This window comes from Azospirillum sp. P4_B5, assembly GCF_056402275.1.
This window is the reverse complement of sequence record NZ_JBFUHT010000069.1, coordinates 1-21,285: the sequence shown is the minus strand read 5'-3', so window position 1 is coordinate 21,285 and position 21,285 is coordinate 1. Positions and strand designations below refer to the sequence as shown.

Here is a 21,285-nt window from a genome sequence, read left to right as displayed (position 1 = left end):
GCCGCCAGACGGGCCTCGGCGGCCCGCCAACGCGGGTCGTCGGAGCCGAAGCGGTCGGGGGGCTGCCAAGGCGCCGCGCCGAGGCTGTACTGGCGGGGGTCGGTGGCGTCGCCGATCAGCGGCCGCTGGGTCCGCAAGGCCTTCGGGTCGCGCCGGGCGAGCTTGGCGGCCCGGCGCCCGTAATCGCCCTCGTAGGCCCGCTCGAACAGGTCTTCGGCCGTCTGGAAGCCGCGGGAGTCCAGCCAGTTGGCCAGCCGCCCGCAGAAGCGTCCGACCCGCTCGAACACCCGCTGGGCACGCGGGCCGCTGCGGTCGCGCCGCGCCGCCCAGGCGCCGAAGGCGTAGGCGACCCGTTCGCGGTGCGACAGCTGCTCGGTGCCCGGGAACTCCTCGGCGAGCACCTGCTGGTCCTTCTCGCTGAGCAGCGCCTCCAGGCTGTGCCAGCCCTCGTGATAGACGGTGTCGAGCGGGTCGAACCGGGCGACGTCCATGGAGATGGACGCCAGCCCCTTCGCGCGCTCGAACATGCCGGCCACGCGGATGCGGCCGTCGCTCGCCGCACCGCTGGCCACCAGGGCGGCGCCTTCTCCCCACAGCTCCTGGACCGCCGTGACGCCGATGGTCGGGTTGAGGCGCCGCGCCGCCTGCAGCAGTTGCCGGCGGAAGGCGGCGACGTCGCGCGCCGCCTCCTCGGGCACGCGGACGCCGAGATCGCCGAGACGGGCCACGGCGTGCGTCGCCTCGACGCTCGCCGCCCGGTAGAGGTGCGCGGCGTCATCGAAGGCGGCAACGGCGTCGTGGGGCACGCCGGCGCGCGCCAGCACCCTCTGGGCGCGGCGGCGCGCCTTGGGAAGGCCGCCCTCCGCGAGGACGGCGAGCGCGGCCTCGACCGTCTTCCCGCGGCCCCGCTTCGCCGCCCGCCACACGGCGCGCCGGGCATCCTCGCAGCGCGCCCAGGCCGAAGATTCCGACGTCATGGACAGCGCGTAATCCTCCGCCGGCGTGCGGTGCGGCGGGCGGCGAAGCGCGAACGTGGTGTCTTCCGAGTCGCCGGAAACGGTCATCGAAACGTCGCTCATCGGTCTTCTCCCGCCGCGAAGGCGTTCGTGGGGTCGTCGGAATGGGAGGCATCGCCGGGCGCCGGTCCGGCGGCTTCGAAGGCGGCGCGCTCCAGCGCCGCAGCGGGATCGGCCCCGGCGGCCAGGGCGGCGGCGAGGCTGTCGGCGTAAGCGTCGGCGGCCGCCGCGAGGGCGTCCTCGGGCAGGCCGAGACGGCGCAGACGGTGGAGGAGCGGATCGACGGGCGCCGGCTCGCGACGGGAATCCCCGGAAGCGTGCATCCGGCTTGCGTCCTCAACGCGTATCATGCTTTTGCTCATGCCGTTCGGCCCCGCTTGGCCGAGAGACGTGTCAAGGACCCATGCTCAGTTACCTGCCCACCGAGTCCGAGCGCCCGCCGGCCGATCCCCCGCGCCCCTGCCTGCTGCTCATGCCGGCGGAGATGGCGCTGCTGCTGGAGGACCGGCCCGGCCCCCGCGCCCGGCCGGTGATCACCGAGCGCGCGACGCCGGGCGGACCGCGGCGCTGCTTCCTCGGCTTGGCCGTCAGCGCCCAGACGGCGTGGGAGGTGGCCGCCCATGGACGGATCGATCCCGGCCTCAATCCCGGCCGCCGCAGCGAAAGCGGCCTCGCCCCGCGGACGCTTCAGCCCGCCGCGGACATCCGGCTCGACTGGTGCCGGATCGCGAGCATTCTTCAGCCGGCCCGGGAAATCGCGGCGCTGTCCTGGATCTGCGTGATCGACGAGGACGAGCCGGACGCGACGCTCCGCTCCGGCATTCGCGGAAACCGCTGAAGCGCTCACGGCCGGCGGGTCCCGGAGGACCGCCGCCGCCCGCCGGACGGTTCGTCCCGCCGCTGCCCGCCGCGTGCCGGCCCCGTGCTGCGGGACGAGCGCGAACGCCCGTTTCTCCCCCGGCCGGCGCATTCCTCGAAGCGCGCCTTGTGCTCGTCGATGAAGGCGGAGGCCTCGCCCGCGCTCATCGCTGCGAGCCGCTCCGGGGACAGCGCCAGGCCGAGACGCTCCGCGATGGCGGCGATGAACGCCCGCTGTCCGGGCGCGGCGGGACGGGACCCCGATGGTTCGGGTGGACGGCCGTTGGCGCGGATCGCCTCGAACTGGCGCAGGATGCGCTCGCGGGCGTCCTCCAGCACCTGCTCGGCCAGCCGGTCGGCGCCGCGCGAGTCGCGCGCCCGCTCGATGCGGTCGAGATCCATCTCGAGAAGCGCCGTCGTCTCGGGCTGCACCAGCTCGGGGACGATGGGCAGGAGGGCCTCCACGAGCATGATGCCCTGGCCGGAGAGGTCGATGGGCGGCGTTCCCTTGCCGCGGGCCCGTCCGCGCTCGACGAGCTGGGACGCGATCAGCTCCTTGATCACCGTCTCGCGCGTCGCCGGGGTGCCGACGCCTTTGGAGCTCTTCAGGATCTCGCGCAGATGCTCCTTGTCGGGCGGGACGAGGCGATGCACCTCCAGCATCGCCTCCAGGATGCTGGTCTCGGTGTAGGGGGCGGGCGGCCGGGTCCGCTTGTCCTCGAGCCGGGCGGCCGACACGGTGCCGGTCTCGCCGTCGGCCACCGGCGTCAGGCGGTCGGTCTCGCCGCCCTCCTCGTCCGCCTCGCCGTCGTCGGCTCCGAACAGCACGCGCCAGCCCGGCTCCGTCTCGACGGTGCCGGCGGCCCGGAACAGGCGGTCCCGGCAGGGGCCGGACCGCGGAACCATGCTGACCGTCGTGCGCAGACCCTGCGCCGAGGGCATGAAGGCCGCCACGTAGCGCTGTGCGATCAGCCGGTAGGCCTTCGCCTCGTCCTCCGTCAGGCGCAGCCCGTCGGCCGGAACGTCGGTGGGGATGATGGCGGTGTGGCTGGCCTCCGCCACCTCCCGGTCGTTGACCACGGAGCGCCGCACCGTGAGGCGGCCGTCCAGGCGGTCGATCGCCGAGCGGAAGGGTTCGCCGAGGCCGCGCAGATGCTCCATGATCCGTGGCGCCTTCTCCACGTCGGAGGAGGCGACCACCGTCAGCTCGGCGCGCGGGTAGGTGATCAGGCCCTTATCCTGGTAGAGCCCCTGCAGGATCTCGGCGGACTTGTCGCCCGACCACCCCCACAGCGCGCCGGCCCTGGTCAGAAAGCTGGTCTTGGAGAACAGCTTGGGCGGGGCGGTCTCGACCGGCTTCTGCTCCACGGCCAGCGGTTCGGCGATCCCCCGGGCCGCCTCGGCGAGGGCCAGGGCGGACGCGCGGTCGGTCAGGCGCTCCTCGGCGGACGGGGCGTGGCGCAACGTGACGATGCCCGCCCGCACCCGGACCTCGGCGAGGATCTCGAAGTAGGCGACCTCGCGGAAGTCGCGGATCTCGACGTGCCGGCAGTGCAGGATGCCCAGCACCGCCCCCTTGACCCGGCCCATCGGCCAGTAGCCCTTGCCGAGATCGCCCGGGCGCAGGAAGACCGAGCAGGCGACGGTGTGGTTGGTGCCCTCCCACAGGTCGATGACCGACCGGGCCCGGCCGGCGACGAAACGGCCGTAATACTGGTCGGGGTCCTTGAGGGCGAGGAAGGCGGCGCGCTGCGGTCCCGGATTGGATTCCGCGCAGATCATCCTCTTCACGGCGCGCGGCCGGGCGCCGGTCAGCTCGAGAAAATGGCGCCAGATCGTCTCGCCCTCGCGGTCCGGATCGCTGGCGCCGATCACCATGGCGCACTGCGGCAGCAGCTTCTTCGCGGCGGTGATCTGGCGCCTGCACTTGGGATCGTCGGAGGGCAGCACGCGCGGCCGCGCGTTGATGTGCGGCCAGACCTTGGAGCGCCAGTCGCGGAACTCCTCGCCCTCGTCGCGGGGTTCCTCCAGACGGTCGACATGCCCCCAGCCCCAGATGATCGCCGCCCGCCCGAGCGGGCTCCTGGCGACCTCGATGTAGCCGTCGCGCATCGCTCCCCCGCCCAGGGCGGCGGCGTACTGCTCGGCCTGGATCTTCTTCTCGGCGAGGATTCCGACGTCGAATTGGGGAGCGGCCATCACGGGTCCTTCTTCAGCAGCCAGGGGCGTGCGGGGCGGCATCCCGGCGCACGCGGACGAAATGCTTGTAGACGGAGCAGGCGTAGCCCCGTTTGCGGTGCTCGGGACCGGCGCTTCCGGCGTGGTAGCGGCCGACCGCCTCGTCCCAGCTTCCGGTCGACGCGTAGAGGGAGAGCAGGAAGCGCGCTCCATAGGCGGCGTTGAGATCGGGATCGAAGGCGTCGTCGAGCGTGGCGAAGGCGTCCGGGTGATGCTTCAGGTTGATCTGGACGCAGCCGACATCGATGCTGCGGACGCCGTCGGCGAGCAGCCGGCGCACCGTCTGGACGGCCATGCGCCGGCTGCCGAAGCGCATGGGACGCCCCGCGGCGTTGATGGTCCAGGCCCAGACGCGCGGTTCGCCGCCGGTGCTGAGGCCGGACTCGACGCGGCCGACCGCCAGCAGCAGCCCGGACGGAATGCCGACGAGGCGCTCCACCCGTTCGATCGCCTCTTCGCAGGAGTTGGAAGGGGAGCGGGCGCGGGCTTCCGCTACGGGCACCGCCGTTGCGGCGAGAACGGCGGCAAGCAGCAGCGTCACGCGCGGGCACGCCGCCCGCCGCTCACCGGCTCTGTTCTTCCTGTTCGGCCACCACCATGAGTTCATGCCTTGAGCATGCAGGTACGGCGGTGCGGGGTTCGAGCACCCGCGAACAGCTTTTATCGGCGTGAATTTGAAGCTGGCGGAGGGGCGTCAGGCCTCACCGTCTGGGAGCGGTAGGGGCTGGAGGGCCGAGCACACGATTCAATTTCGGACGGAAGGAACCCTTGCGCTTTGTAATTAGGTATGTTACATCATTCCTCATGACCGATGCGATCCGCCCCAAATCCGACCACGACGAATTCTGCGTCCTACTCGCAGCCGCTGCGCTTAAGTCCCGTTTCAATGGGATGGATAGGGTAGAGGCTGCGCTTGGCGGTGGCTCGTCCAGCGTTGGTGCCACATCCATCACGTGGGAGGAGCATGGCAGCGCGGCGCAAACTCTTCTGGCCGCCTTGCGCGACGGCACAATCACCGACGTTCCCACTCTCTACGAAGCGGTCGATGATTTCGCTCTAGGCGATTCCGACATTTTCTTGGCAACATTTGCCATTCTCGCGCCTTCTCTCTCCGACAGCTTCCTAGTTGAACTTGGCGTCCCTCAAGAAAATCTAGCCGCGTATAGTCGACGGGATCGGCAGGTCTTCTGGGATAGCTTTGCGCGTGCGCTAACGCTCGACTCTTCCTCTTCTTCGGTTTCGGGGGAGGAACGCTGTGAGAGCAGGGCGCCCGCTCTTGAGAGCATTTTTCTCCGTACTTTGGACGAGATCCGTATCGATCACGGCTTTGTCCGACGGATCGATTTCGGAAGCGTTCCCGCATTCAGATGGTTGTGGGAACGTACCATCTCTGCTGCGGCGCGGGCGCTTGCACGCGTTGCAGCGCGCATCCGATCGCGCCGTGCCAAGCGGCTGATTGCGCTGGTTGGGTTGCCGCCGCTCACGCGAGGGCAAATCCTAACCTTCACCATACAGACCGGCCACCCACCGCCGGTTTCCACGGCGAACGCGTACGCTCTTCCCTCGTCAGAGGGAGTTGGGCTGTTCCCCATCGTTCCTTGTGGAGACCGACATGGCCATCCTCAGTTTTGCCGATTCCCAGCTCGAAGAGCTGTACCGGACCGGCACGTCACGCGAACACGGCGCCGACTTGGTCGAGCGCATCATCATGGCGCTCGACCGCCTGGACGCTGTCGCACGTTTGCAAGACCTGCACTTTCCCCGCTCGTTGCGCCTCACCAAAGATGCGCGCGAGTCCAACCGCTTCCGCATCCACGTCAAGGATTCGGCATGGATCAGCTTCGTATGGCAGCACCCGCACTGTCTGGATGTGCGGCTCGAGTGACACATAGGAGGAGCGCATGAGTGTCGACCGTCGCCCCCTGGAGCGGCGGCCGACACCGCCCGGCCGCTTCATCCAAAGCGATATTCTGGAAGAGTACGGCTTGACCCAGGATCAACTGGCACAGCGCCTGCGCGTGTCACGCCTCACGGTGAACGAGCTGGTGAAGGGCAGGCGCGCGCTGACGGCGTCCATGGCGCTGCGACTGGGGCGGCTGACCGGGCAATCGCCGGACTACTGGTTGGCTCTGCAGCGGGCCATCGATCTCTGGGACGCCCAGGAGGAAGTTGACAATCGGACCATAGAAGAAATCGAACCTTTGCAATCACATACAGAATAGTGGTTGCCCGGTCATCCCAGAGGCGTGCCAACCGGCGCGTGAAGGAGGTAACTTAATCATGGCCGATGCTCTTCCAGGCGACACGGTGCGAATTTGCGAAGGCAACTTCTTCGTGGAGTTCTACGAGCTTGACGGTCGGCGGTCGATTACGTGGCGGAGCTTGCCCGGCGAGCGCGAGGCGGCCCAGAGGTGGGTTGATGAGCGGACCACTCCGGCTAAGGAATGGCTTCTCCCTGGCGAAATCGTCGCCGGCCTCGGATAAGAAAGCCGAAGATCCCCGACCATAACCAAAGCGACCCGCTTGCGCCGTGAGGCGAATGAGCCGATATTCGCATCATGGGATGAGGCGAATGTTGCCTCATTCGCCTCATCGGGGAAGCGGATGTACATCTGGCAACGCGACGACTGGCCGAGCTTCCGATGGGACGCCGCCCGCCTCATCCAACCGCTGGCGGCCGCGGCGCGCCGGCATGGAGCCCTCTCCGGGCTCCTCTACCCCTTGGGAGAACAGGACCGGCTGCTGGTCCAGTCCGACGCGGTGACCGAGGACGCGATCCAGTCGTCGCGCATCGAAGGCGAGACGCTGGCCCGCGACAGCGTGCGCGCGTCCGCCCGCCGACGCCTCGGCCTCGAAGCCGGTCCCGGAGGATCAAGCGACCGCCGGGCGGATGGGGCCGTCGCGATGCTGCTGGACGCCACCCGGGATCCGAGCCGTCCTCTGACGGACGAAACCCTCTTCGGCTGGCATGCCGCCCTGTTTCCGACCGGTTGGTCGGAGATGAAGCGGATACCGGTCGGGCAATGGCGCCCGGGGCCGGAGCCGATGCAGGTCGTGTCTGGACCGGCGCATAACCCCGTCGTGCATTACGAGGCGCCTCCGGCGGACGCCGTGCCGGCGGAGATGGCCCGCTTCCTGACCTGGTTCAACGACCCGGCCGAACGCGCGGCGCTCGACCCGGTGTTGCGGGCCGGCCTGGCGCAGCTGTGGTTCCTGACCATCCATCCCTTCGAGGACGGCAACGGCCGGATCGGGCGCGCCATCGCCGACCGGGCTCTTGCCCAGGACGAGGCGATGCCGCAGCGGCTGCTGAGCCTGTCGCAGGCCATCGCGGGGGACCGTGAGGGGTACTGGGACCGGCTGGAGGAGACCCAGAAGGGCAACGGCGATGTGACCGGCTGGTTGGCGTGGTTCGTCGACGCTTACGACCGCTCGGCCCGCGACGCCGAGGTGGCGATCGGCGGCGTGCTCCGCCGCACGAAGATGCTGGACCAGGCGCGCCAGGCCGGCGTCACGCCGCGTCAGGAGGCTGTGCTCGTTCGCATGCTGGATCCGGAATGGAAAGGCTTCATGACGTCGCCGAAGTGGGCGAAGCTGACGGACTGCAGCATGCCGACGGCGCAGCGCGACATTGCCGACCTCGTGGCCAAAGGGCTTCTGGCCGCCAACCCGGGCGGAAGCAAGAACAGCTCCTATCGCCTCGCCGGTCCCTTGGCCCCGGCCGACATCGCACCGGCGACGCTCCAGCCGTTTTTTGCCGAACCGACGGAGGAAGGCCGCCGGAAGGCGAAGGCGCTGGTTCGGACGATGAGTCCCGATGAGATCCGGCTGCGCCTGACCGTGTCGGAAGCGCTCGCCGGCCGGTGGGAGGGCGACCCCTCGCGGGCCACGGCCCTCCCGGCCTTGCGGACGGGAATCGAGCTGCTGGCGGGAGAAGGGGCTGGACGGCAGGCGCCGCGGAGCTCGGCACGCTCCTCAGCGCTGGAGAGATAAGTGTCTACCCGACAGCAGCGGCACCAACAATGCAGATGATACAGGCAGCGGCATCAAAAACCCCTCTGAAGGCTCGTCTATGCACTTTTTAATACGTGGGGACGTAGCGGTAGCCGGTCGCCCCATTCACCCGCTCTTCGTCGCGGCGCTTGATGGCATCCCACGCGGCACGGTTGGCCTGCGACTCCTCGATCCTGGCCCGGAGCTGCGCTGAACGCTGCATCGCGGAGCGCTGCTCCTCCTTCTGAAGCATCGTTGCACGGGAGCCTTGATATTCGGCGAGCAGGGCTTCGTCGGCCGCAGAGCCGTTTGTACAGAAGAACGATGCCGAGCCCACCATCTGGATTCGTTCTCGGGCCGCCCGATCACTTTCGTCCACATTGAGGGCACCCATCCCCAGTTGAATGGCCCGCCGTCCCTGCTTCCGCTTCTCGCAGAAAACCTTGCCAGCCTCGGTAACTTCCTCGGAGGTGACGTAGCGCGGGTCATAGTTGATGTGCAGCGTGTCGAACCGGGGATTGCGGCCCGTACTTACAGTCGGTTTCCCTTTGACCAGAGGTTTCTTGAAGAAATCCTCATGGCCGGTGCTGGAGAGGAGGTGACGCTGGGCATCGCGCGCCTGCTGCTCATAGTCCGGGGGGCTCGGCCGTGAGGTCGTGTTGCAGGCTGCCAGGAATATGGTCACGGCGGCGATAGCCAGAGAGCGCAGGGCGACGGTGGGCAGTCTGGTCACGGTCAGGTACTCCAAAATGCGGCGACTTCTGGTTAGCCAATTTTTAGAAGCTTTTGCGACATCGAAAGGCAATGATTCCCCTCGCCTTTGATGCGAGCGCGTCTCATCGGAGCGATATGCGCTGAGTTTCAGCAAGCCCACGGGGCACCCATGGCGTGTGGCCGGTCACTTCAGGGTGAACGCCATGTAGGGGCTATCGCCGATTTGACCGGCAGCCCAAAGGATCGCGCCGGAGGATATGCCGGTGAAGGTCATACTCTCGTCGATGCTACCATTTCCATCGAGATCAATGTGGGCGGTGGCCCCCTTGAAGCCATTGGCTCCGGCCAGTTCTTCCCACTTCAGCGTGGACACGCCTGTGCGCCAGCCCCAGGCCGTGACCCATTCTCGCGGTTCGAGGTCGGTGATGGTTGACCAAGTCACCCCACCACCACGGGCGTCCACGAAAAAGGTATCGATTCCAGAACCGCCGACGAGGAAATTCGATCCTGTGCCTCCGTCCAACACGTCGTCGCCGTCTCCACCAGCTATCGCATCATCGCCCCCACGCGAGTTGATAAAGTCGTTGAGCGGAGTTCCGGAAATGGCTTCAGACGCTGCAGTGCCAATGTACATGTTCTGCAATTCGACGACCGGACCGACATAAGGCTGCATCTCAATGTCGCGACTCACTCCATCGGCCCAGACGGACAAGCGTCGGCTAGGATCGATCACCGGTACCGGCGCCTGCGGGGACGGTGCCGCTGGGGGCGGAGTTTGGGGAGCTGGCGCCTCTGGAGCAGGTGTCGGGGTTGGTGTCGGCGCGAGTTGCGACACCGCATCCACGGCGTCGAGGGCTCGGTCCGTGAAGGCCAGGGAATCAATACGGCGCAGGCGGTCGACGAAACCTGCGCCCGTCACGACGAGATCCGCGCCGTCCTGGGCAATCGTCACCGCGGTCGAGGCAACGCCGAACACTGCGGTGTCGAAGCCATCGCCGCCATCGAGCAGATTGTTGCCCGAGCCGCCGACCAAAGTGTCATCTCCGGCCAGTCCAAGCAGCGTGTCATTGCCGGCGCCTCCTTCGAGACGATTGGCGCCATCGGTCCACATCGTTGATCCATCCCCCGCCGTCAGCGTTCCGGGGTCGGTGCCGACGATGAGATCGTCGCCGTGGGAGCCGATGGCGTCCTCGATGGCGGCACCATAGGCAACGGCGAGGTGAGGGCTTATGGCGCCCGGCCGCAAATCGAGATGCACGCCGGACCAACCGGAAAACCACCCAGCGAGGGGAAGCGGATCGCCGGGACGCCGGAGAAGCGCCCCGCTCCCCGCTTCGCCGGCAAGGGTGACCGACGCTAGAGAGGCGTCGATAGTGTCGCGGCCTCCTGCGTCCCAGAGCGCAGCCAAAGGATACCGGCCGTCCACAGCGTAGACGTCGTCGCCCGTGCGCGTGCTGCGGTTGGCTCCATAATAGGCTTGCAGCACCGCGACATCCGCAAGCATCGGGCCGATGGGTTCGACCGTCTGCCCGGAGGCCAGCAGGTCAGGGCCCGGCGCCGTGTACGCCATCATGGTCCAGCCGCGGTGCCATTGCTCCCAAGCCGCACGCGGGTCTCCTGCCGCCGGAGCGGGATCCCCGCTGTCAAAGGGATGCGTGAGACCGAGCGCATGACCGATTTCATGCACGATGGTGCCGTAAAAGAGCCCGCCCCGGCTGAGATCGTCGGGAATTCCGAAGCGGTCCACGTCGAACGCGACGAGCCCCGACCGCGGACTGTTCATCAGCGGTGACGCCGCGTAGGCCGCCGTGAAAGTGCTGCTGTCGAGCGCCCGATCGTCGATGAAGCGCAAAGTCCCGATGGTGTCCGCCGCTTCCGTCACCTCCACGAAGGTGATGTTCGCGACATCAGCGAAGGAGGCAAGCGCGCTGCGGACGGCGGCGCGGTGCGCGGCGTCCAGCGCGGCCGGCTGTGCAAGATCGCCGTTGGGAAATGCTGGGCTTCCGGTGTCGTAAAAACTGTAGCTCAGGGTGACCGGAGCGGCTGTTTCCTGCGATCCCCATTTGCCGAATTTGTTCGGCGTTTCCCAAGGCGCTTGGCTCGGTTGAATGGCGGCAAGCGCCGGATCGGGAAGCGTTACCGGGACGGCAATGGCTCCGGCAACCAAGACGCCCGGATCGCGTCCCAACACGCCTCCGTCGACATCGGAGGTCGGTCGATTGGGATCGGTCAGGCCGAAGACCGCTGCGTGCGACGTGGGAACCCAAGTGGATATGCCGACCATGGGATAACCTGAAATTGTGAGCCACATTCCCAGCATCCGCATGGGTGGTTCACGTCGCTACCAGCAAAACCGCGACAAATTGACGCGGCAACAAGTCATGGCCGGGCGATAGCCAATCCCGCGCTGGAGAGGCGACCAAGCGCTGGAGAGGTGGAGGTCGCCTGATGCAGAACCCCCTATGGATGGGTGACCCCGGCCAGCGGATCGCGCATGACGACATCGCTGTTTCGGCCGGGATCGAGTTTATTCCGCCTCTTCCGGGGGACAAATCACCGGAAGCGGGCAACATCCGCTGCGATGGTCATGGTGAGGCGATCAGGCCCATTCAGCGGGATTTCGAGCGGTTGTCCCGGCTTCAGGGGAACCGTGACCTCGAGGCTGTTCTTCGCGCCGTTCTCCTTCTGGTACCACACGACGGCATGGGTCATGATCGCGTCGGATTGAACCTGCACGTTCGCGCTCACCCCCCATCCGCCGATCAACGTGTTCCCAAGACGGATCTCCTGCTTGTCGACGGAGCCTACCGCATTGCCGTCGCGCATGATCGTGCCGCTCTGAACGAGAGCCTTCTCTGCGGACGAGATCTTGTAGCCGAGGGACACGAACGGACGAGCGTTGAACGCTGCCACCATTGCTTCGATCGCCGGCATCTTCGCCGGATCGGCAGTGACCAGCAGCATGGCGGTTGCCGGCATGAAGTTGTACGTCGTGGCCAACGCGGGAAGCTCGGGCATGCGCTTCGCGATTGCGGCGTCGGCATCGCCGACAACGTCCGTAGGCATGAGCTGGATGGTGAAGAACCGATATTCTTCCTTACCGTTGGCGTGGGCGTTACCAGCCACCAGAAGGGAAATCGCAAAAACTGTGGAAAGCAAGCGCATATCGCACTCCATTCAATCTCGCATGCGCGCTGATGCCATGGCTGATGCATAGAAACAGCGGCTATCGGTGGAAGGGCAGCGGCCTGACGGCCTTCCTTCGGCTGAAGGAGCGGTTGTAGCTCAATCGCGAGTTGTGTCTCAACCCTTCAGGTGATCCAGTATGCATCGGCGATGACTGCGGCGAGGCGCCTCCCCGTGGCGGCGGCGGCCGATGGCTCGTGCAGATCCTGCACCTGGCGCGCTGTTGGTTGAGCTCCACCACTTGGCAGGCGTCGCCGACGATGACATGGCGCTGGTCGAGCTGGCGTCCCTGGACGCGGCCGTTGGGCGGATTCTCCCGAGAAAGATGCTGTTTTTCAGCGTCTTTCAGCGGCGCGACGGCACGAGCGGTTCTGGCAAACTGGAGAGACCTTCAACCAGTCGGGAGATCGATCATGCTTCGTTTGTGGCCCTTATTGGTCTGGCTCGCCGTGCCGGCTCTGGCTCCGGCAATCCAGGCGCTGATTGACGGCGCCCTCCGGTAAACGCTAGGGATACTGGTGCGCCCGGCCCCGCCGGCGCGCACCAGCTTGTCCAGGCTCTATGCCGCCTTAAGAGCGGAGCGACCAACGTCCTCCGCCGTCTACTCGTGTACGTGCCCGCGCTGCCGGGCCGATGAGCCGCACCCCGATCAGGTGCTGCATCAGCAGATCAACCTGCTTATCAGCCGGCTCAATGAGCAGCAGCGCCGCTGGTTCGTGGCCGTTGAGGCGCGGCGTGTTGGCTGGGGCGGGCAGACGTTGCTGGCGCAGATCACCGGCCTGAGCCGCCGCACCATTCGGCGCGGCCGCCGCGAACTCGAGGCCGGCTTGGCCGAGCGCCCGGCTGAGCGCGTCCGCGCCCCGGGTGGCAGCCGTCCCCCGCGCGAGACGCAGGACCCGGACCTTCTTCCCGCTCTGGAGGTGCTGCTCGCGCCTGAGACCCCTGCCGTGTCCTAGTCACCGCGTGTGACGCGATACTCGATCATGCCGCCGATTGTGGTTGCTTCGGATCCGTCGAAAGCTAAGCTGGTGGACGGAATGGTCGCGCCCAAAAAGAGCGGCGACAGTGATGCCGAACTGCCAGCGGCACTTCGCGGCGGCGCAAAAGCACCGCCCATTGATTGGCGCCACTCCCGCACGTTCTGGATTCCCATAGCTATCTGAAGCGAGTAGTCGGTCGACACGCTGCGTGGATCGAACTCCTCACCAGCGCTGATGTTGCGGAACCACCGTGCGATCTCTGCGTCTGTAGCATCTGCCGGCGGGGTCATGGGTGAACGCACGGGTGTCTGTGCGGTCCCGTGACAGGAGAGGCAGGATGAGCGGGGACTATCCACCGGGCCATTAAGCCGCCCGAGATAGCCAAGGTGCTGTGGCATAGTGTTGCCGGGGTTGATCCAGCCCTCGTTCGGCCGCATGCCACCGGCATGACTGGCAGCGGTAACATCAGGGTCGTTGCCCCACATTAAGCCGACGGGAACCATCCGGTCGAACACCGAAGCACTCGAGCGCGTTCCGTCATAGCTCAACGTAGCGAACACCCAACCGGTCGTCGTGTCTGCGCGGACGTCGCGGACAGCCAAGTCAATCTGAAGGAGGCGTACCCGCTGGGTCTTGCGGCGCGATCGGTCACGGCAATCGAGGTCATCAGGCGGCAGGTCATGGATGTTGGCGTCCCACTCCAAGCTGCCTGCGAGATAAGGCACCTGGTCGACGGTTGCTGTGGTGAACAGCAGCTTTGCCGCAACGGTGCCTTCAGGAAACAGCGCTAGAGTGGCGTCGGGGTGCCAGGGATCGGCCCAGATACGCCCAATCTGGTACCCCCCGGGCGAATTGAAGAAGCTCACGGCCCAGTTTTGGAAGCACTGCGTCTGACTGGGGTGCAGTTCGCCTTTGCCAACCTCGGCACGCGGCGTCGTGCGCTCGCGCGTTAGTCCGCGTATGAACTCCCGCCCGTTGGCACCGGCATGCATCCATGGCGCGTGATACCAGCGGCGGACCTTATTGTCTTGAACAACCCAATCCACTTCTTCATTGCCTTCTCGGACGTATCCGAAAACAGCAGCGATGTACTCAGCCGGCTGTGTCTTGAAGTCGAAAGCTGTCCAGGGCTTAGGCTCGTTGGAGGGGATTTTTGTGGGATAGTCTTGGCTGAGCCGGAAGACAACGCCTTTCCATCCCTGTGGAACAGGATCGTGTGCGTCTGGAAAACGCACCTCCGCAGCTCGGGCGGGCGATGCCAAGGCAACCAGCGCCAGAATGGCGATCAAGCTCCAACGCGATTGCATGACATCTCCAAATTACACGTTAGGACCGAATATTATACCGATCATATTCGGTCGCACGAATGCATGATCCAGGACACTGCGACTATGACATGCTGTAAAGATGTTTCAATATCGCCATTCGGGTATCCATCATACCCACAAAGCGACCACGGTAGTCGAGTGCGCGAAGAAAGTCTCGCATCCGGACAGCTAGCACGACAACATAAGAATTTCTTAATATAAAGTGAAGCAGCATGCGTTAGGCAATGGCTTAACGCCTGTTGTCGGCGCGCAAAATCTACCCGTGGACAGGGCCGGCCGGGCACTAGCCCAATTCCACCAGAGTGGCGGCAGAGCAGACGGCCGGCCAGCGATCCTGTGGCAGATCACAGACGGCAAACTGGCGGGATAGGCATCCAAACCGGTACCGCCGGCGCCAAGGTACAGAATCTGGAGAATGCGGCGACTGGTCGTCATGCCCGGACTGGGTTCCCCCATTCATGCGCAGAGCACCCAGCCAGCCAGCTGGCGATCCTGCCAGTGGTTGGCGTCGCCACCAGGCAAGAGTGAGGAAGGGGGGGCGAGGCGCGCTTGCTCAGATCCAACAGTGATAGCTTCCTGACGAATGGCCGGGTTGCTGACAATCCTTCTGTTGATGGGCGCGGTCGGACCCGCAGGGGCAACTGGCCAAGCGCACCACCAAAACCACCAGCGTCGCGTTGATTGGGGCGCACTCGCGCTGGGTTTGGATCAGTTTCGATCCAAAGCGTCCGCGTTAGTTCAGCGCAAAGATATCGAAATATACTTCTTGAACGTGGCATAGGAGTATTGGTCATTTACCCGAATATTCAGGTAGAATTTTACTAATCTTGTTTCTTAGTGCATCGGTAATCATAATTACCTTTTTTGGCGACTTGCTTAGACTAATGGTAAATAGGCGTAACGCGGCGATAAATGTAGAATGAATACACTCGTTCGCTGCCGAGGTCGTGTGACGAACGCTGCCCTGAGGAGGATCCCATGACAAGTGCTGACGTTGCCTCAACGCTCAAAAAACTGCATGAAGAGCTGCTTTCCTTGGTCGTCATGTGCAAGGATTGCCCCTTTCCAATGAAGGAAGCCATCACTAAGGCAATAAATTGGATATTTTTATCAGAAGGGGGAGGGGTGTACGGGAAAGGGTATGTGGATGAAATCGCTTTCAAATACGGAACTGTTAACGCGATCTTGGATCGCGATCCAGAAGCGTCAGTTGCTCGGAATCCCGATGTTCCTTATCCTCTGTCTCAAGTTCGGGCTGTTGAAAGGCTCCGCGATAGTATGCTTTCTTCAGTTATGCACTGTGTTGATTGCCCAATACCAATGTCCGCAGCACTCGAGAATATTATAGTAAATACAACTAGCGAGTTCGTGAGGGTACCTGTAGGAAGGGAAGCTGAATCAAGCAGCCTCATCGCTACAGGATACGGCGCTTCCTTTAATGATGCATTCGATAAGGCTGTGGCGCTTTTGCCAGATAGAAATCCTGCTGTGGCTGATGGCTATGTTGTCTATAAGATTATCGAGCTAGGAATGTTCCGAGGTGGCATAGCGGGGCAAACTCAATCATATGCGACCGTCAGGGCTGTTTTTGAAAAAGAGCGCCCATAAGTCCGAATAGGATCGTGGAGGCCGCGGCGGCAGGCCGAGCTGGTGCTGGTCGTCGCTGGTTCGTTGAGTGTCTGAAGGGCGACCATGGCGTCGGGGAGCGGATCGCCGGCTGGATGGAGGAAGCAAGGCGCCAGTGTACCGGCCGGCGGAGCACCGGTCACCGGACGGAGGCGGCGATCAGCGCCGTCAACGCCGGCGTTGGGGGCGCCATCCTCCAAATACGCCCGCGCCGGCCGCCGCCACTGTCCGTGTTTCCCGTCAAGGCTGTGCCTCCCCGCGCAGATGAACACCGCCACCTTTCCCATCAGGGTGTCTTCTGCTCCGCTTGGATCAGCAGGGACGCCTGCACCGAGGTGAGCTTGGTGTCGATCAGCGACGACAGTTTGCTGTAGCGCTGCAGCTGCTGCTCAATGTGCCGGCGCACCTCCGGGGAAGCGAGCGCGTCGGCCACCAGCGAGGCCAAGTACGGCTTCACGGCCCGATGCCGCCGGATGAGGTCGGGAGACCCGGCCCGGATGATCGCCCGCACGCGGTCCGGGTCGGCTCCGGCCTTCAGCGCCGCGACGGCGACGACGCGGTCGACGGCGTCCGGATCGGTCAGACCGTAATAGCGCGCGATGGCAGCCTGATGCTCGTAGACCTGCCGGGCCTGTTCCTCGGCGAGCGGGCCGTTGTACCCCACGATGCCGTCCAGCTCGCCGATGGGGTCCACAGCGCCTTCGTAGGCCATGCTTCGGCTGTCTTCGACCCCCTCCACGACATCCGCGGCCCGCTCCAGAAGCATCCGGCCGGCCGGGGCGAGTCCGCCGTCGTCGGCATACAGCTTGACCGGCGGCCCGCCGGAGAGCTGCCTCTTCGTTCCGACGACCATGCCTCCGCGCTGCCAGTGCACGGCGCGCGGGTCCTGGCCGGCGATGGCCGTCACGAGCCTGGCGGCGGCGGTCAGAACCCGCGGCGCCGTGCCGAGCGGGTCCCCCTTGGGGGCCAGACGGACGAAAGCGTCGTAGCGGGCGGACCCCCGGACCACACAGGCCGGCTCCAGACCCGCCGCGGACAGTTTGGCCAGGCCGGGCTTGGTGACGCGGCTGATCACGACGAGACCGTCCGGCGCCTCGGGTGCGATGCTCACATCGTAGCCGCTGTCGCTCCACTCCCGGACGAGGCCGACGGTGAGCGCCGCGGCGGGCAAGCGGCGGCTCATCCGGCGCTCCGGATGGAAAGGGTCGGCCAGCCGGACCAGGAGTTTCTCCACCCGCAGGGCCGCGACCTGCTCCGGCACGCCCAAGCCGGCGCCCGGCCGGCGAAAGGAGCGCGCGGACGCAAAAGGTACTGCGGTCTGTTCACTCCCAAACGCCCTGTCCATCCCCATCACCAGTCGTCCGCCAAAGCCTCGGCCGTCAGCGACGGCTCGATGTGTCCCGGAAAGGCGGCCACCACCTGCAACTCGTGCGGCGGCGCCACGCGCAACTGCACCAGCCCCATCGCGGCGAGCCCCGAAGCCGCCCGGGTGTGCGCAGCGGCCGACGTCAGGACGTCGCCGCTGTACCGCCAGTATGCCACCACCGTGTGTTCGCCCGCCACCTCACCGTTCGGCGCGGCCCGCGCCCCGGCCCCGAGCAGGAACGCATCGATGTCCTGAACCAGGGCGGAGGGCTCCAGGCGGCCACGGTAGACGGCCACGCAGAGGAAGTCGGAAAAACCGCTTCTTCGGCGCGCCTCGCGGGCCGCCTCGAGCGTGCTGCCGCCGTCGACGTGGTCGACCAGCCCCGTGCGGGCGCCCGGATCGAAGCCGACCACGGTCCACATCATGGCCGGGTCACGCGGCCGGAGCCACGCGGCCGGCCAGATCGTCGGCCATGATCCGGGGAGCGAAGTCCTTGCCGTCACGCCGCGTGGGCATGTACTGCAGGCGCGCGTCGGTGATCTCGACGCGCACGCCGTCGTTGACGAAGCCGTTCGCCTCGATGGCCGCCCGGTCCCACACCACGACCTCGTGGCAGGCCCGGCTCTGTCTGCCGTCCGGCGCCTCGACCACGGTTTCCAGATCGAAGGCCAGATAGGCCGCCTTGTCGCCGCGGCCTTCGCTGAAGCGTGGATCGCCGTGGACGACGCCTTCCAGATAAACGCGGTTGCAGTCCTGGACGCCCTTGGCCTCGTCGTCCGGAATCCGGCCGATTGAGCCGAAGTCGGCGTCGACCTTCACCCGGACACGCTGCGGGTCGCGGTCGCCCTCCCCCGGCTCGTAAGCGATCCGGCCATGGACCCGGACGATGTCGCCTTCGCGGAACTCGTCGCGAAGGTCGGTGGCGAGATCGCCCCAGACGCTGATCGGGTGGTAGCCCCGGATGTCCCGGTCGGCACCCTCGAGCTGGACCTGGGTGTGCACCGACAGCCAGAGCGACGCGACCTTGCGGCCCTGGCTGTAGGTCGGCTCTCCCGCGACGGTGCCGACCAGTTCGATCTCGCTGCGCCCCGGATCGGTCGGGGTTCGGTCGTCGGCACGGCCGCGGTTTCCACGACCTCGCCCGTTGCCGCGATCCTCTTCGCCGCGGCCACGATCGCCCCGTTCGTTCCGGTCGCGGTCGCTCCGACCGCGTGCGCCGCGATCCTCCGCGCTGCGGCCGTGGTCGCCTCGATCGTTCCGGTCGCCCCGGCCTCGGTCGCCCGACCGACCGGAGCGGTCGTCGCTTCCGCCGCGCGCGCTCCGGTCGGCGCCGGAACGCTCCCCCGCACGCCCGTCATCGCGCCGGTCATCTCCCCGGCGGTCACCGCGGCTGTATCCCATGTCTTGCCTCCAGCTCATAGAATGGACGATGGAGGCAGCGTAGCGACGCAGGGATTCGCCGTTCGAGCACCCGCGTGCACCGGTCAGCGGACACGCCCGTCCCGACGTTCCCGGCGTGGTGGCGAGGGTGTGCCGGCACGCTCCGGGGGCATCGCGGCGGCCATGCGTTCCACGCGCGCGCGGATGGCGTGCACGAGATGGTCCGCGTCTCCGGCGGGGAAGGTCCGATCCACGGTGTCGGCCAGAACGGCGAGTCCGTGACGGCGGGCGGCGCGGTCGCGCAGGGCTTTCGCATCGGTCGCGCTTGCCCGGGCGGCCTCCCAGCTCGACACCCCGGGATCGCCGAAGGCCAGCGGGCGATGGGCGGCGTACCACGCCGCCAGCTTCGGGTCTTCCGCCGCCATCGCGTCGCGGGACCGGGCGGCTGCGGTGGGATCGATGGGCTGATCGTCCCGACCGGCCTGCGCCCGCTCGATGTAGCCGGACCCCCACGTGGCGGTCCAGTTCGGGACGCGGCGCTGCAGGTTGTCGAGCTCCTTCATCAGCGGCGGCTCCGCGTCCGGGCGGTCGCAGCGCCGCTCGGCGCTGACGTCGAAACCGCTGGCCCGGGCGTTGCGGGCAAGCGCCGCGCGCAAGGCGTCGAGGACCAGGCCGTCGCGATCGAGGCGAAGCGGAGCGTCGGGCGGGGTGCCGATCACCGCATGGACATGCGGATGATCGGCGTGATCGGTGTGCAAGGCCCAAAGCACCGTGTTGTCCCACACCGCCAGAGTCTCGCGGATCGCCGAGGCCACGGCGATCTCCACGAGCGGGGCATCGGCCGGATGATCGACGGGAACCGTGAAGACCAGATGGCGCGCGCGGACCCGGTGATCGTCGGGGCCCTCCATGGACGGCCAGGACGCCAGAACGGCGTCGATCTCCTGCGGCGGGACCGGGCGGCTCCACTCGTCGAAGACGGCGACGGCATCGCCCGGACGGATCACCGCGCCGTCGGCAAGGGCGGCCTTCTGCTCCGCGGCGAAGTCCTCGGGGGCCAGCCGGTCGGCGCGCGCGATGTAGTCCACCAGCCGCGCCACTGAGGCCCTGGTGCGGCGTCCGGCACCGATCGACTTGACGACGCAGGGCCGCAGGCCGCGCCGCTGCGCCCCGGCGGCGATGCACGCCCGCTCGAGAAGGGCCGCGCGCAACGCGCTTTGCAGGTTCAGGCTCACGTTCGGTCTCCGGATCAGCGGTGCGGCGGACGCCGCACGTAATCGCGTTGCGGCTTCGGCGAGGCCCCGCCGGTGCGCCGGAAGCGCTCGGCGGTGCTCGTCACCGCGCCCTCGGGCGCCGGCGCCGCCACGGCGGCGGAGGGTTCCGGCGGGCGATCCGTAAAAATGGACGAGGCGACGGGTTTCGGAGGGTGCCGCCCGAGAAGGTGGGACAATGGCCTGAGGACGTCCCGCTCGATGGCGACCAGCACGCCCTCGATGCGAAGCCCGCTCACCTCCGCCGAAGGCCGCGAGCCGCGTTTCTCCAGATGAACGTCCCGCACGAGCTGGTTGAGGTTGGAGCAGGCGCCCGTCACCTGGGCGAGGATGCTGCGCAACGCCTCGGTTGCCGCCGGGGCGAGAGGCGGCGGCGCTGGACGTGCCGGCGCGGGGTTCGAGGCCGGGGACCGCGTGTCCATGGGCCCGTCCATCGCCGCGCAGTCGGCCTTCACGATCGCACGGAGGTACCCGCTGACGTTGGGCTTCCCATCACCGTCCAGAAAACCACGCCGGCACGCCGCGTCCTTGAGCTGAGCCCGCTCGCTCGGCGAGATCCGGAACTGCACCAACTCGTTGCGCTGCTCGCCGCGTGGCAAGGGAGGCCCTTCGGGGCGGGCGCTCGCACGACTGTAATGTGTTGTCACGACATGCACCTAATCTTGCCTGCACAAAACGTCTGTCGCATCGACCGCCTAATGGGGGTTGGGCACCCACGCCGCAATCCCGGATTTCGGTCACCGAACCCTAGAGTCCAACCTTCGTGGGCAAACGACAACCCTATGTACGGACGGCGGCGGAAAATGCATCCGATCGCCACCCACGGCTCAGAAATCGTTCGGAATCCAGACCTGCCCCTTGGTCAAAGGCACGTCCGGAGGGACGGCTTCCAGAGCCGGGTTCAGGTCGTAGATGCGCTCCAGCCGGACGCCGTGCCGCTGCGCCGCCCGCGCCAGGGTTTCGTCGTCCCGGATGTCGGCCACGCGCCGCCGGGCGTCCGCGCGCGGCTTGGCGGGGGCCGCCTTGGGGCCGCTGGAAGCCGCCTTGGGCGGGTCCTTCGGCTTGTCCGGCGCTGGGGCGGATGCGGCGGGCAGCCCGGCCAGACGCTTGGTCAGCTCCGTCTCCGCCGCGCTCAGCCGCTCCAGCGTCCGGCCGGCCTGGTCCAGCATGTCGGCGAAGCGGCGCACGGCCTCGGGCTCGACCGAAGGCGCCGGCACGGCGATGAAGGGAGGCGACGCTGAAGCCGGTGCGGCGTCCGGCGGCGGCAACGCCGGCGGCGGCGGCGGCGGTGACGGCGAGCGGTCGACCGGCTTGGCCTCGACCGCGGCC

Annotated in this window: 20 protein-coding genes and 2 pseudogenes; 8 read left to right on the top strand and 14 right to left on the bottom strand. The window is 66.8% G+C overall.

The window, feature by feature from the left end; genetic code table 11:
* Both AC1DVI_RS30175 and AC1DVI_RS30170 read right to left on the bottom strand, forming a co-directional pair.
* A pseudogene (locus tag AC1DVI_RS30175) lies at positions 1-1,079 on the bottom strand (hypothetical protein); the annotation flags it as partial.
* Positions 1,076-1,339 carry a hypothetical protein gene (locus tag AC1DVI_RS30170; RefSeq protein ID WP_247891952.1) on the bottom strand — a complete coding sequence of 88 codons (264 nt, stop codon included), beginning with the start codon at positions 1,337-1,339 and terminating at the stop codon, positions 1,076-1,078. The pseudogene AC1DVI_RS30175 and the gene AC1DVI_RS30170, both read right to left, overlap by 4 nt.
* Before the next feature lie 80 nt (positions 1,340-1,419).
* On the opposite strand from AC1DVI_RS30170, the gene AC1DVI_RS30165 reads away from it, so the two are divergent.
* Positions 1,420-1,854 carry a hypothetical protein gene (locus tag AC1DVI_RS30165; RefSeq protein WP_476961104.1) on the top strand — a complete coding sequence of 145 codons (435 nt, stop codon included), beginning with the start codon at positions 1,420-1,422 and terminating at the stop codon, positions 1,852-1,854.
* Between the two features lie 5 nt (positions 1,855-1,859).
* Here AC1DVI_RS30165 and AC1DVI_RS30160 read toward each other — a convergent pair whose 3' ends face one another.
* Positions 1,860-4,073 (bottom strand): DNA topoisomerase, encoded by a 2,214-nt coding sequence (locus tag AC1DVI_RS30160; protein ID WP_476961103.1) that lies wholly within the window; start codon positions 4,071-4,073, stop codon positions 1,860-1,862.
* 13 nt (positions 4,074-4,086) lie between these two features.
* Positions 4,087-4,653, bottom strand: a complete 567-nt coding sequence (locus AC1DVI_RS30155; RefSeq protein WP_200776742.1) for a lytic transglycosylase domain-containing protein — start codon at positions 4,651-4,653, stop codon at positions 4,087-4,089.
* Positions 4,654-5,724: 1,071 nt separating this feature from the next.
* Between AC1DVI_RS30155 and AC1DVI_RS30150 the strand changes: the two genes are divergently transcribed.
* From AC1DVI_RS30150 to AC1DVI_RS30135, 4 genes are all read left to right on the top strand, one after another.
* Entirely contained in the window at positions 5,725-5,997 is a 273-nt protein-coding gene (locus AC1DVI_RS30150; protein WP_476961102.1) for a hypothetical protein, read from the top strand.
* A gap of 16 nt (positions 5,998-6,013) precedes the next feature.
* Positions 6,014-6,334 (top strand): HigA family addiction module antitoxin, encoded by a 321-nt coding sequence (locus tag AC1DVI_RS30145; protein ID WP_476961101.1) that lies wholly within the window; start codon positions 6,014-6,016, stop codon positions 6,332-6,334.
* A 58-nt stretch (positions 6,335-6,392) separates the two neighbouring features.
* Positions 6,393-6,596, top strand: a complete 204-nt coding sequence (locus tag AC1DVI_RS30140; protein WP_476961100.1) for a hypothetical protein — start codon at positions 6,393-6,395, stop codon at positions 6,594-6,596.
* Between the two features lie 120 nt (positions 6,597-6,716).
* Positions 6,717-8,105 carry a Fic family protein gene (locus AC1DVI_RS30135; protein WP_476961099.1) on the top strand — a complete coding sequence of 463 codons (1,389 nt, stop codon included), beginning with the start codon at positions 6,717-6,719 and terminating at the stop codon, positions 8,103-8,105.
* A gap of 88 nt (positions 8,106-8,193) precedes the next feature.
* Here AC1DVI_RS30135 and AC1DVI_RS30130 read toward each other — a convergent pair whose 3' ends face one another.
* The 3 genes from AC1DVI_RS30130 to AC1DVI_RS30120 form a co-directional block, all read right to left on the bottom strand.
* Positions 8,194-8,838: a hypothetical protein gene (locus AC1DVI_RS30130; protein WP_476961098.1), complete on the bottom strand. Its 645-nt coding sequence runs from the start codon at positions 8,836-8,838 to the stop codon at positions 8,194-8,196.
* A gap of 165 nt (positions 8,839-9,003) precedes the next feature.
* On the bottom strand, positions 9,004-11,145 hold the full coding sequence (locus AC1DVI_RS30125) for a M10 family metallopeptidase (protein ID WP_476961097.1): 2,142 nt from the start codon (positions 11,143-11,145) through the stop codon (positions 9,004-9,006).
* 227 nt (positions 11,146-11,372) lie between these two features.
* Positions 11,373-11,984, bottom strand: coding sequence for a hypothetical protein (locus tag AC1DVI_RS30120; RefSeq protein WP_476961096.1), 612 nt, complete (start codon positions 11,982-11,984; stop codon positions 11,373-11,375).
* A 211-nt stretch (positions 11,985-12,195) separates the two neighbouring features.
* On the opposite strand from AC1DVI_RS30120, the gene AC1DVI_RS30115 reads away from it, so the two are divergent.
* Both AC1DVI_RS30115 and AC1DVI_RS30110 read left to right on the top strand, forming a co-directional pair.
* Positions 12,196-12,492: a hypothetical protein gene (locus AC1DVI_RS30115; protein ID WP_476961095.1), complete on the top strand. Its 297-nt coding sequence runs from the start codon at positions 12,196-12,198 to the stop codon at positions 12,490-12,492.
* A gap of 166 nt (positions 12,493-12,658) precedes the next feature.
* Positions 12,659-12,961, top strand: coding sequence for a hypothetical protein (locus AC1DVI_RS30110; RefSeq protein WP_476961094.1), 303 nt, complete (start codon positions 12,659-12,661; stop codon positions 12,959-12,961).
* Here AC1DVI_RS30110 and AC1DVI_RS30105 read toward each other — a convergent pair.
* Complete coding sequence (locus AC1DVI_RS30105) at positions 12,958-14,292, bottom strand: hypothetical protein (RefSeq protein ID WP_476961093.1); 1,335 nt, start codon at positions 14,290-14,292, stop codon at positions 12,958-12,960. The two genes, AC1DVI_RS30110 and AC1DVI_RS30105, sit on opposite strands and share 4 nt — an antisense overlap.
* A 999-nt stretch (positions 14,293-15,291) precedes the next feature.
* Between AC1DVI_RS30105 and AC1DVI_RS30100 the strand changes: the two genes are divergently transcribed.
* On the top strand, positions 15,292-15,921 hold the full coding sequence (locus AC1DVI_RS30100) for a hypothetical protein (protein ID WP_476961092.1): 630 nt from the start codon (positions 15,292-15,294) through the stop codon (positions 15,919-15,921).
* A 304-nt stretch (positions 15,922-16,225) separates the two neighbouring features.
* Here the strand turns inward: AC1DVI_RS30100 and AC1DVI_RS30095 are convergent, their stop codons facing one another.
* From AC1DVI_RS30095 to AC1DVI_RS30070, 6 genes and pseudogenes are all read right to left on the bottom strand, one after another.
* Positions 16,226-17,200, bottom strand: coding sequence for a RepB family DNA primase (locus tag AC1DVI_RS30095; RefSeq protein WP_476961091.1), 975 nt, complete (start codon positions 17,198-17,200; stop codon positions 16,226-16,228).
* Between the two features lie 89 nt (positions 17,201-17,289).
* Entirely contained in the window at positions 17,290-17,730 is a 441-nt protein-coding gene (locus tag AC1DVI_RS30090) for a hypothetical protein (protein WP_476961090.1), read from the bottom strand.
* A 7-nt stretch (positions 17,731-17,737) separates the two neighbouring features.
* On the bottom strand, positions 17,738-18,706 hold the full coding sequence (locus tag AC1DVI_RS30085; RefSeq protein WP_476961089.1) for a single-stranded DNA-binding protein: 969 nt from the start codon (positions 18,704-18,706) through the stop codon (positions 17,738-17,740).
* Between the two features lie 83 nt (positions 18,707-18,789).
* Positions 18,790-19,920 carry a hypothetical protein gene (locus AC1DVI_RS30080; RefSeq protein WP_476961088.1) on the bottom strand — a complete coding sequence of 377 codons (1,131 nt, stop codon included), beginning with the start codon at positions 19,918-19,920 and terminating at the stop codon, positions 18,790-18,792.
* A 14-nt stretch (positions 19,921-19,934) separates the two neighbouring features.
* On the bottom strand, positions 19,935-20,378 hold the full coding sequence (locus AC1DVI_RS30075) for a hypothetical protein (RefSeq protein WP_476961087.1): 444 nt from the start codon (positions 20,376-20,378) through the stop codon (positions 19,935-19,937).
* A 405-nt stretch (positions 20,379-20,783) separates the two neighbouring features.
* Positions 20,784-21,285: pseudogene (locus tag AC1DVI_RS30070) on the bottom strand (hypothetical protein); the annotation flags it as partial.

Bases quoted from the DNA above. Each gene is read 5' to 3' on its own strand.
- AC1DVI_RS30170 (WP_247891952.1), bottom strand. From the start codon at position 1,339: ATGCACGCTTCCGGGGATTCCCGTCGCGAGCCGGCGCCCGTCGATCCG.
- AC1DVI_RS30165 (WP_476961104.1), top strand. From the start codon at position 1,420: ATGCTCAGTTACCTGCCCACCGAGTCCGAGCGCCCGCCGGCCGATCCC.
- AC1DVI_RS30160 (WP_476961103.1), bottom strand. From the start codon at position 4,073: ATGGCCGCTCCCCAATTCGACGTCGGAATCCTCGCCGAGAAGAAGATC.
- AC1DVI_RS30150 (WP_476961102.1), top strand. From the start codon at position 5,725: ATGGCCATCCTCAGTTTTGCCGATTCCCAGCTCGAAGAGCTGTACCGG.
- AC1DVI_RS30145 (WP_476961101.1), top strand. From the start codon at position 6,014: ATGAGTGTCGACCGTCGCCCCCTGGAGCGGCGGCCGACACCGCCCGGC.
- AC1DVI_RS30140 (WP_476961100.1), top strand. From the start codon at position 6,393: ATGGCCGATGCTCTTCCAGGCGACACGGTGCGAATTTGCGAAGGCAAC.
- AC1DVI_RS30135 (WP_476961099.1), top strand. From the start codon at position 6,717: ATGTACATCTGGCAACGCGACGACTGGCCGAGCTTCCGATGGGACGCC.
- AC1DVI_RS30125 (WP_476961097.1), bottom strand. From the start codon at position 11,145: ATGCGGATGCTGGGAATGTGGCTCACAATTTCAGGTTATCCCATGGTC.
- AC1DVI_RS30120 (WP_476961096.1), bottom strand. From the start codon at position 11,984: ATGCGCTTGCTTTCCACAGTTTTTGCGATTTCCCTTCTGGTGGCTGGT.
- AC1DVI_RS30115 (WP_476961095.1), top strand. From the start codon at position 12,196: ATGGCTCGTGCAGATCCTGCACCTGGCGCGCTGTTGGTTGAGCTCCAC.
- AC1DVI_RS30105 (WP_476961093.1), bottom strand. From the start codon at position 14,292: ATGCAATCGCGTTGGAGCTTGATCGCCATTCTGGCGCTGGTTGCCTTG.
- AC1DVI_RS30100 (WP_476961092.1), top strand. From the start codon at position 15,292: ATGACAAGTGCTGACGTTGCCTCAACGCTCAAAAAACTGCATGAAGAG.
- AC1DVI_RS30090 (WP_476961090.1), bottom strand. From the start codon at position 17,730: ATGATGTGGACCGTGGTCGGCTTCGATCCGGGCGCCCGCACGGGGCTG.
- AC1DVI_RS30085 (WP_476961089.1), bottom strand. From the start codon at position 18,706: ATGGGATACAGCCGCGGTGACCGCCGGGGAGATGACCGGCGCGATGAC.
- AC1DVI_RS30075 (WP_476961087.1), bottom strand. From the start codon at position 20,378: ATGGACACGCGGTCCCCGGCCTCGAACCCCGCGCCGGCACGTCCAGCG.